We start from the raw sequence: 8,249 nt of genomic DNA on the forward strand, positions 1-8,249 counted from the left end.
TTGGTTGTATGTATCGTCGTCAGACGAAGAAAACCTTGTACTCGGCGACGGTCGGCGCCTGCTCCGGTGGCATTGCCGCCACCGCCATTGCCAGCGATACCATGCCGTCGATCCGGCCCGACGATTTGGCCTTCGTGAACTTTCGATTTCCGGCCGGGTCCTGAACCACCGCAGCGTTCATCGCGCACATGGTCAGTACCGGATGCTCGCCATGCTTCAACTTCGCCCCCAATAAACGGGCCTCAAGTTCGCGCAAGGCCGGGCTCATTGACATGAACCCCTGGCCGAACTCAACGAACTTCGCCAGTTCATCTTCGGTGAAGCCGACCCGAACCAGCCAGGGCTTCAGGAATCGCATCATGGCCCGGTCAAACGCCAGAGCTACGACGTTGCACGTGTCGAACACCTTGCGCAGTTCATGAGCGATGAACTCGTATTCAATTGCTCGGCCTGGCGTGGTCAGCAGAAGCCCCTGCTCGGCCCACAAGTCGTATGGCACCCGGTCATTTCGGGACTTCTCGGCTAACCCTTCTTCAGGAAGCCAGAATCTCGGGTGGACATCGCCCTCTTCCGACACCAGCACTAATGAGGTCAAGTCCGAAACGCTGGACAAGTCCAGACCGCCGTATACCGTCTTTCCTGCCAGCATCTCAGGCGGCGCCCCGTTTTCTTCCCAGATAGCTCTGGACACAAACGGGTTGTGTGCCTCCACACGCTGATTCAGGATCAGGTTGCGGTACGAGTTTTCTCGGCTGGGCATGCGCTTGGCGTCTGCCGCCTGGCGCCTTACCTCATCCTTATTCATGAAGTCATCAAAGTGCGGGTTCGCGGCCCTTATCGCTTCATCCGAGAACGCTTCCAACTCCATCGGCGCCGTATGCAGAACCACCTTCTGTCGCGGATCGGCCCCTGTTAGCGCGTCATCGATCAGCAGGCTTAGCAAGTCTGCGTCCGTAGGCGCTTGGGTGCTGATCACTATCGACAGCGGCGAATCCTGCGCAGCGCTGGCCGTCTCTAGGGCTTCGTAAAGCTCAAATCGCGGGCCTCGCACTTGGCCCAGCTCGTCATGAATGGTGAAGGCGGGGCTCAGACCGTAGGCGGTGCTGGCCTCTGCCGACAGCGCCCGATAAAGCGTCCCCATCTCCGTGCAAAACAATTGCTTGGCCGTATCTCGAATCAACACGTATTCGGACAGATCCGGCGACATTCGCACTACCTTTGCCGCCAGGGCGAACAGGATTGCCGCCTGCTCCCGGGACTGCGCCGCGCTGTACAACTGGCTATTCGGCTTTGCCTCTGGCCCGCACAAGTGCAGCAGCAGCAGGAATGCAGACAGCGCCGTTTTGGCGTTCTTCCGAGCCATACTCAGGATGAACAGCCGCGTCGGACTGTCGTAAATCTGCTTGATCCAGCCGCGCTGGTGCTTCGTCAGCTTTACCGGCTTACCTACCAACTTGCCTTCGGGGATTCGGCAATACTGCTCAATCCAGGCAATGTTGCGGTCGCCCCGCGTCAGCCGTCGACGAGTTCCCAAGGCTTCTTAGACTTTGCCTGCCGACCGTTCGCACGGCCCACGGTCTTCGGGTCGGCCGTGGCCTGGCGCGTGATGCGCAGCCGCGTAGCCAACGAAGACGCAGCCCGACCTTCCCGCTCTTGCATTGAAAGCAGCCGGTCATACCGCTTAAGCCCGTCATCATCAGCAAGCCACGACCTGTCGAAGTTCATGATCTCGTCAGCCAGTAATCGAGCCTGGACAACGTGACGACAGTACTGCTCTAGCAGGGGGCTATGCGTGGGTGAGAAGGCGGACGCGGGCTGGTCGTTGACAACTTCCGCCCAGACCATGCGCTCGGCATCCGTGATGTGCACCGGAGCCCGAAGTCGCGAATCGCTGGAAACGGACGCAACTTGGACCGAAGTCATCAGTTCTGCCTGAGACTTCCTTCCCCGTTGTGCCATTTCTGCCTTTAACTGCGTCCCGCTTTTTTCTGGACGTTTATGAAAAAAGAGTTGAGCGGCCGGTCTTGGTGGCGTTGCTCATTTTTTGAGCACCCCTCCCCCCCGGCCATTTGTAACATTTCAGGGTCGGAAATGAGAATTTTCTCATCTTCCGGGGCCGCACCGGACTGGTGCATACCCTCTATGGGGTAGCCATCCACCCCGATCTGTACCTTTCGGCGCCCGGACTTCTCGAGCGCTTGCTTGTCTGAGTCGTGATGCGCTTTGCATAGTGACTGGAAGGGGCCGTTCCAGAACTTCTCTGGATCTCCCTTGTGTGGCTCGATGTGATCGCACACCCTAGCCTCTGTCACCCTTCCCTCTGCCTCGCACATCACGCATAAGGGATGCGCCCTTAGGTGACGTTCGCGCAACTTCTGCCAGCGCCAGGTCTTGTACCAAGCGCTCCAGGGTTGGCTACTCATAGCGGCTGGGTATCGTCCCGCTCGCCGCCTACTGCCTCGCCATCGAGCGTGAGCTCGGGCTGTTCCATCTCTTCGCCTTCATCTGCCAGTGCATCCAGCAGCGCGTCGAGCTTGGCTTCTATGCGGTCAAGCTGTGTAGGCTCGGAAGGCTCAAGCCACTCCCGCTTTGCCCGTCGCTCTTGATCTCGCTTCAGGCTTCCTGGGTAGCCGCGACGGTCTTGCACCATGTGGACCATATCAGCCGAACTCAATCTCAACGTTGCCGTACTGGCGGTAGCGCTTCATATCGGTGCGACGAGCGTTAACTATCGCTTTACCCTCTGCGTCTTCCTGATAGGCCAGGACAAATCCACGCTTGGTGTCCGCCGTGATAACCCGCTTTACGTGCCTGCCATTCAACAAAACACGAACGGGGCGCTTGTGGCCGCCTCTCAGCTTCCAGGCCTTGTAACCCTGGTCATCCTGATCCACGGATAAACGCATGGCAGCTCCAATGCAAAAAGCCCCGGCATCTGCCGAGGCTTCGTTTCCTATGGACGAGCGCCGTCCACTTGGAAAGGATGGTACCTACGTTGATACGCAATGCAACCCCTCACGCGATCACCTTAATCATGTCTCGCCGCCGCAACATCGGCAGCAGTATTTCCTTGGCTGCCTGGTAGCGACGCTGCTGCTCTTCCAGGCTGCAACGCGGATTGCGGAATACCTGATTCGGCACATCCTTGTTCCGTAGGCTGACCCCAACAGCGGCGCGCAGGTCAAACGGCAGCGTACTGAGGCAGACATCTACCTGTTCGGCGGTGTACCGGTTCAGCTTCGCGTCGGTGTCGTCGTCATCCCCATAGGCGTCCATGTCGGATACGCCCTGGAATCCCGGCGCCACACGGCTGTGGCCCAGATGCTCGCGGTGCGCCTTGGCCCAGTGGTACCAGGTCATGAGCAGTTCTTCCAGTTGTTCGCTTTCGTCTTTCGTCATGTGATCCTCGCTGAATAGCTGCTCTAGTTCCTTTCTTGCCAGTTCCTGCCGGCTCAATCTGGGCGGCTGCCTCGGCCGATGCTCTATCCCCTGAAGGCGCTCGCAGACCAGGGCCGGGTCACCCATCGCCCACTTAGGCAGGAGCGCGCCCATTACGCGTACTCCGGGCTGTACAGCACCTTGCTGCTCATGTTCACCGGGCTCGGCATACGCATGTCCTGCAAGCGAGCCGCAGCGAACTGCAGGCCCCTGTCCTTGCTCAACTGGTACACGCGGCCGGTATCAGTAAATAGGCGCGCCGGCACGACGTCAGAAGGCCGGAGCGCGACCCATGTGCGAATGAGCAGCATCGGATCAGCGGCATCCAGACCAGGTTCAACCTGGCGGATAGCATCGGCTACACGCGCCGAGCACCGGTCGTGTTTGGTCAAATTGACGCCGAATTCCACGCGCAGGCGCTCAATGGCCGCAATACGCATCTGTTTGTTCGAATCTTCTACGCTTCTAGGGAGGGCCATATCACACCTCTTTCACAGTAATGCCATGCCGATCCAGCATGAGCTTGCGTTTAATGACGTAGTCGGGAGTGCGGACCCCCTTTGCATCCTCAACAACACGAGACTCGCCTTCGAAATACATGAAGTCGGCGATGTAAACGACTGCGCGTTCAACCTTCCCAAAAGCGTTGCGACGGCTGTCGACCAGGGTGAAGCTTGGCTGCAACGCGAGGCTATGGATCTTTCCCGCACGCTCAAGCAGCCTGAGTTGCGTGTATCGCTCCGCCTCGCGCTTGCTATCGAACTCAATGCCGTCCCGCTCGGTTTTCCTATTTCGATACTTGGCGGCGCTCGGTCGCTTGGATTTAGGCAGCCATGCGGTCATGCGGCCCGCCTTAGCGCCGCGAACTGACGCTTAACCTCGGACTCAAGAGACATGCGACCATTCGCGCCGCGGCGCCGACCGACTAGGGCCAGATATGGCTCCCGATCCGAGAAAGGGAGCGACAGGACGTGCCTCGCCTCGCACTCCATGCGCCATTGCTCTGATGTTCGGAAATCCGTCTGTTCCATCAGAACGCCTCCGAATCATCGAAGGATTTCCGCCCCCGGGGCGATGCCGACGATTTGGAAAAGGCTGGGCCTGAGTAGTCCTCGAACCTGAGGTAATCACCCCGATACGCTGCCGGTACCATCCCGATCGAGCCATTACGGTGCTTTAGGATGTAGAGCTCCGCGTAACCCTTTCGATCCGTATCAGGGTTGTCTTGTTCTTCCCGATAAGGGGCGATAACGATGTCAGCGTCCTGCTCAATAGATCCACCGTCACGCAAGTCCGAAAGCATGGGGCGTTTATTGCTTCGCTTTTCTATGTCCCGAGAGAACTGGGACAGGGCATAAACGACGATGTCCAATTGCTTGGCCAGCCTTTTGAGGCCCTTAGTGATTGCCTCAATTTGGAGGTGACGCTTTTCCTCTGAACCTTCCATCAGTTGGATGTAGTCGACGAAAAGAACATCTAATCCGTGCTTTCGATGGACCGCGCGAGCCTTCACCGCCAAAGCTTGAAGCGTTAGCCCTGCCTCGTCGTCAACAAAGAATTTCGCGTCACCAGCGATCTGTGCGGCCCTGGTGAGCCGCGCCCAGTCATCAGTACTAAGCTCGGGCTTCACGGCGCTGATCTTCTTGGCCGATACGCGCCCCCAGTTAGCAACAGCGCGGCCCGTAACCTGTCGGGTCGGCATTTCGCCAGACCAGAACATTGCGGAATAGCCGCACTCGGCGTTGTTGCAGCCAATGGTTCCGGCAAGCGCCGACTTGCCCATCCCAGGCCTCGCCCCGATGACGATCAGGTCTCCACGACATGGGCCGCCGTTCAATGCTTCGTCTAGTTCCTTAATGCCCGTCGGAATCCCAGGGTGAGCCACCGCCCCGTGAACGCGCCCATCCAGGTCGTCCAGGAACGAAGTCATAGATTCGGAAATGGCTATCGGCTCGTTCTTGACCGTCCCCATTGCCAGCTTTCCGAACTCAGCTTGGGCTGCGTCTAGCAGTTCTGCGGCAGGCATCTGCCGGTCTGCCACTAACTCGTGGACCCGATCAGCGGTACTCGCCAACTCGCGCAGCAGAGCGGTTTCTCTGACGATATCGGCGTACCTGGAGATGTTCGCCACGCTGGGAGTCGATGCGACCAGTTCGTTAAGGTAGACGATCCCGCCGACAGCTTCCGCTCGCCCTGAAGCGGACAGGAAGTCATTGACCGTCACCACGTCCGCAGGCCGGCACCGCATCACTAGCGACGAGATCGCCTCGTAAACCAGCCTGTGAGCGTGGTGGTAGAACTGCTGCGCCCCCAGGTCTCCTAGGCGGTCTACTGCCCCGTTGTCCTGCATCAGGCCGCCCAAAATGGCCTGCTCAGCGTCGAGGTTGTGCGGGGGCTGCCCGCGTACCAGGGCGTTCATCGTTGTTCCTTTGAAAATTGGCCGCCGCGGACCTTGGTGAAGCCATCGGGCGAGATCAGCCAGTCGAATCCGGCATGGGAAGGCAGCGTGCAGTTGTCCCGAATCCAGGGGAAAAAGCGCGTCCAGAACTCGGGTTTGTCAGAAAGCCTCAGGAAAGTCCGGATAGCACCTGCTCTACGCTCGGTGAAAATCGACGGATCGATCTCCCCCATCGCCGCCCCCAAGGTCTCGTTGAACGAGTTAATGACTTCCCGCTCCCTGTCGCCGTATGCGGTTTCGATCTCGTCTTCCCACGCCCCCGCATTCAGCCAGGACGACGGATGCGGGATCTTGGTGGGGTCACTCCACTGCGCGGTCAGCTTCGATCGCTCCAACCCTGCCAGCAGGGCTTCGAGCAACGTATCGTCGGGATTCAGCTTGGCAAACGCCTTCTCCGCTGCGATTCGACTGCGCTTGCGGGGGTAGGCGCCGTAGAACCTCTCGAACCGAACAAGCTGTTCGGCAGTCAGCACAGTCACGGCCCGGCCCTTACGGCCTGCTCGTGTGCTTTCGGATGCAGTCACGGCCCGATCTTCTTGATCTGCTCGTGCATCATCGAACGACTCGCCGCGATCCGCTTGCGGAGCGCAAGTGTTTTCTTCTTTTTGTCTTTTGATAGTTTCTTTTGGAGTTGTCTTTTGTGGTTGTAAGTCTGACAACCCCAAAGTTGTAGGTTCTACAACAGTAGAGTTGTAGGACTTACAACCCTGATCCTCATTTGCTGTTGTAGGAGTTACAACAGTAGAAAGAGATGAAACGCCTCTCCAATGCGTCCGCACCAGTTCTGCACGGCCGTTCTTCAGCCCCCACTGCGAATAGTCTTTGTTAAGCCCCAGGGTGAAGCTGTGGCGCCCTTTGGCGCGGTTCAGAATGCGCCGCTCAACCAGGCTATTGATCACCCGGCTATGGTTGCCACGGTCGCCGTCAGTCATCGTAGACAGCTGCGACAAGGCAATGTCGTCCTCCGTCTTGTTGAACCCGTATGTCTTACGGATGATGGCCATCAACACCTCCCACTGTTGCTTGGTCAAGTCAGCCAGTACCAGCGCCCCCAGCAGTTCATTGGAGATACGGGTATAGCCGTCCTCCACTTGGGGCGAGGCGGCAGGTACGTTCGGCATAGGAAGAATGACGGCTGACATGGCGGGAATCATGCGTAGGCCTCAAGGGTGCACAGGTCAGCGGTTGGCCTGGCCGCGTACTTGCGCTGCAACCAGACCTGCCCTTTCCCTGTCACAAGCGTCTTGAACGAAACATGGACGCATCCGTCCTCATCGCGCCAGGGCATCTCAACCAGGCGGAAGTAGCCCCTGTCCAAGTACCCTTGATAAGGTTTGTTGTCCGGCAGCAAGACGTGGTCTGCGCGAAGCTGGCGGAATAGGCGGTTCTGGCCTGTTCCCAGCAGCTTCGCCATGTCAGCGATGCTGATCGAATCCACTGTCTTGCGGATTGCTTCGGCAAATTCGACCTTCGGCTGCTGCTCCAGCAGTTGGCGGCGCTGGCTTTGAATCTCTTCCTGCTGGTCCGCCGCCAGACGAAGCGCTGCGGCGAAATCTTGAGGAACGTCCTGCGCCCCCGCGCTCAGTGAATCGAAAGCCCGGATGACCCGCAGTTGGAATGCAGGACTGATCCACATGGCATAGGCATAAACCAGTTCCTTGCAGACGAACGTGCCAAGCCCTTGTTTTGATTGGATAGACGGAATTCCGTCTATCTCGATCTCGGCGGCCAAGTCCTTGGTCTGTTGGTTCTGGACCCAGATACCAGGGCGGTGGCGGACTTCCTCGCCCGCAGCGCGATGCAAGTCATTCAGGCTGTAGCGGCCTTCATGGTCTTGGCGGATAGCCGTGGTGGAAATGATGAGTGCGTTCATCGTTGCTCCAGCGGTTGAGCGGTCACCCGCCAGCGGTAATGGTGGTGTTCGGTTCGGAATGCGCTGCGACGAACCAAATCAAGCTCTGTACGCATTTCGCGCATCAGGCGGTGGGCAGCATCCAGGCAGACCGTGCGGTAGCCCTCAGAGCTCATGGCGCCCTTCTGGAATTCAAAATGGCGTCCAATCACCTTCCCCAGCTTCTTGCAGTCGAAGGTCACGCCAGTGCGCATGAACTCGGTGGCTGCATCGATAGCTGCATCGGGAATGGTGTATCCGTGCACGTTCATGGCTTCGCGCCCCCGGATTGGCGAAGCGCGGCCAGACGATAGACAGCATCGGCATCCACCTCGGCGGCAGTAAGCGCAAGTTCAGGGACGTTCGGGCCGGAAGCCAGAAGGAACAGGACGCATAGGCGAAGAAGATGTTCCTGCGTTCCGTAGCGTTCTTCGAACCGGGCTTTATCAGGGTGAACGGCGG

The 8,249-nt window shown here is 58.6% G+C and carries 12 protein-coding genes and 1 pseudogene; all 13 read right to left on the reverse strand.

Annotated elements, in window-relative coordinates:
- Positions 1 to 19: 19 nt before the first annotated feature.
- Positions 20 to 1,534 carry a terminase TerL endonuclease subunit gene (locus ACE04A_RS00280; RefSeq protein ID WP_485819768.1) on the reverse strand — a complete coding sequence of 505 codons (1,515 nt, stop codon included), beginning with the start codon at positions 1,532 to 1,534 and terminating at the stop codon, positions 20 to 22.
- Complete coding sequence (locus ACE04A_RS00285) at positions 1,513 to 1,923, reverse strand: hypothetical protein (protein ID WP_485819769.1); 411 nt, start codon at positions 1,921 to 1,923, stop codon at positions 1,513 to 1,515. The genes ACE04A_RS00280 and ACE04A_RS00285 overlap by 22 nt, the downstream gene beginning before the upstream one ends.
- Before the next feature lie 496 nt (positions 1,924 to 2,419).
- Complete coding sequence (locus tag ACE04A_RS00290; protein ID WP_485132450.1) at positions 2,420 to 2,650, reverse strand: hypothetical protein; 231 nt, start codon at positions 2,648 to 2,650, stop codon at positions 2,420 to 2,422.
- Between the two features lie 10 nt (positions 2,651 to 2,660).
- On the reverse strand, positions 2,661 to 2,906 hold the full coding sequence (locus ACE04A_RS00295; protein ID WP_485819770.1) for a hypothetical protein: 246 nt from the start codon (positions 2,904 to 2,906) through the stop codon (positions 2,661 to 2,663).
- A gap of 109 nt (positions 2,907 to 3,015) precedes the next feature.
- Positions 3,016 to 3,552, reverse strand: a complete 537-nt coding sequence (locus tag ACE04A_RS00300; RefSeq protein WP_485819771.1) for a hypothetical protein — start codon at positions 3,550 to 3,552, stop codon at positions 3,016 to 3,018.
- Positions 3,552 to 3,878 (reverse strand): hypothetical protein, encoded by a 327-nt coding sequence (locus tag ACE04A_RS00305; RefSeq protein WP_448717272.1) that lies wholly within the window; start codon positions 3,876 to 3,878, stop codon positions 3,552 to 3,554. The genes ACE04A_RS00300 and ACE04A_RS00305 overlap by 1 nt, the downstream gene beginning before the upstream one ends.
- A gap of 40 nt (positions 3,879 to 3,918) precedes the next feature.
- Positions 3,919 to 4,281: a DUF1064 domain-containing protein gene (locus tag ACE04A_RS00310; protein ID WP_485819772.1), complete on the reverse strand. Its 363-nt coding sequence runs from the start codon at positions 4,279 to 4,281 to the stop codon at positions 3,919 to 3,921.
- Positions 4,278 to 4,469, reverse strand: coding sequence for a DUF7696 family protein (locus tag ACE04A_RS00315; RefSeq protein WP_485819773.1), 192 nt, complete (start codon positions 4,467 to 4,469; stop codon positions 4,278 to 4,280). The genes ACE04A_RS00310 and ACE04A_RS00315 overlap by 4 nt, the downstream gene beginning before the upstream one ends.
- Positions 4,469 to 5,857 (reverse strand): replicative DNA helicase, encoded by a 1,389-nt coding sequence (gene dnaB / locus ACE04A_RS00320; protein WP_485819774.1) that lies wholly within the window; start codon positions 5,855 to 5,857, stop codon positions 4,469 to 4,471. The genes ACE04A_RS00315 and dnaB overlap by 1 nt, the downstream gene beginning before the upstream one ends.
- Positions 5,854 to 7,038: a replication protein gene (locus ACE04A_RS00325; protein ID WP_485819775.1), complete on the reverse strand. Its 1,185-nt coding sequence runs from the start codon at positions 7,036 to 7,038 to the stop codon at positions 5,854 to 5,856. Before ACE04A_RS00325 ends, dnaB begins: the two co-directional genes overlap by 4 nt.
- Before the next feature lie 8 nt (positions 7,039 to 7,046).
- On the reverse strand, positions 7,047 to 7,769 hold the full coding sequence (locus tag ACE04A_RS00330) for a phage antirepressor KilAC domain-containing protein (RefSeq protein ID WP_485819730.1): 723 nt from the start codon (positions 7,767 to 7,769) through the stop codon (positions 7,047 to 7,049).
- On the reverse strand, positions 7,766 to 8,059 hold the full coding sequence (locus tag ACE04A_RS00335; RefSeq protein WP_485819731.1) for a hypothetical protein: 294 nt from the start codon (positions 8,057 to 8,059) through the stop codon (positions 7,766 to 7,768). Before ACE04A_RS00335 ends, ACE04A_RS00330 begins: the two co-directional genes overlap by 4 nt.
- A pseudogene (locus ACE04A_RS00340) lies at positions 8,056 to 8,249 on the reverse strand (hypothetical protein); the annotation flags it as partial. The pseudogene ACE04A_RS00340 and the gene ACE04A_RS00335, both read right to left, overlap by 4 nt.

The sequence above is a fragment of the Achromobacter colocynthidis genome (genome assembly GCF_057334535.1).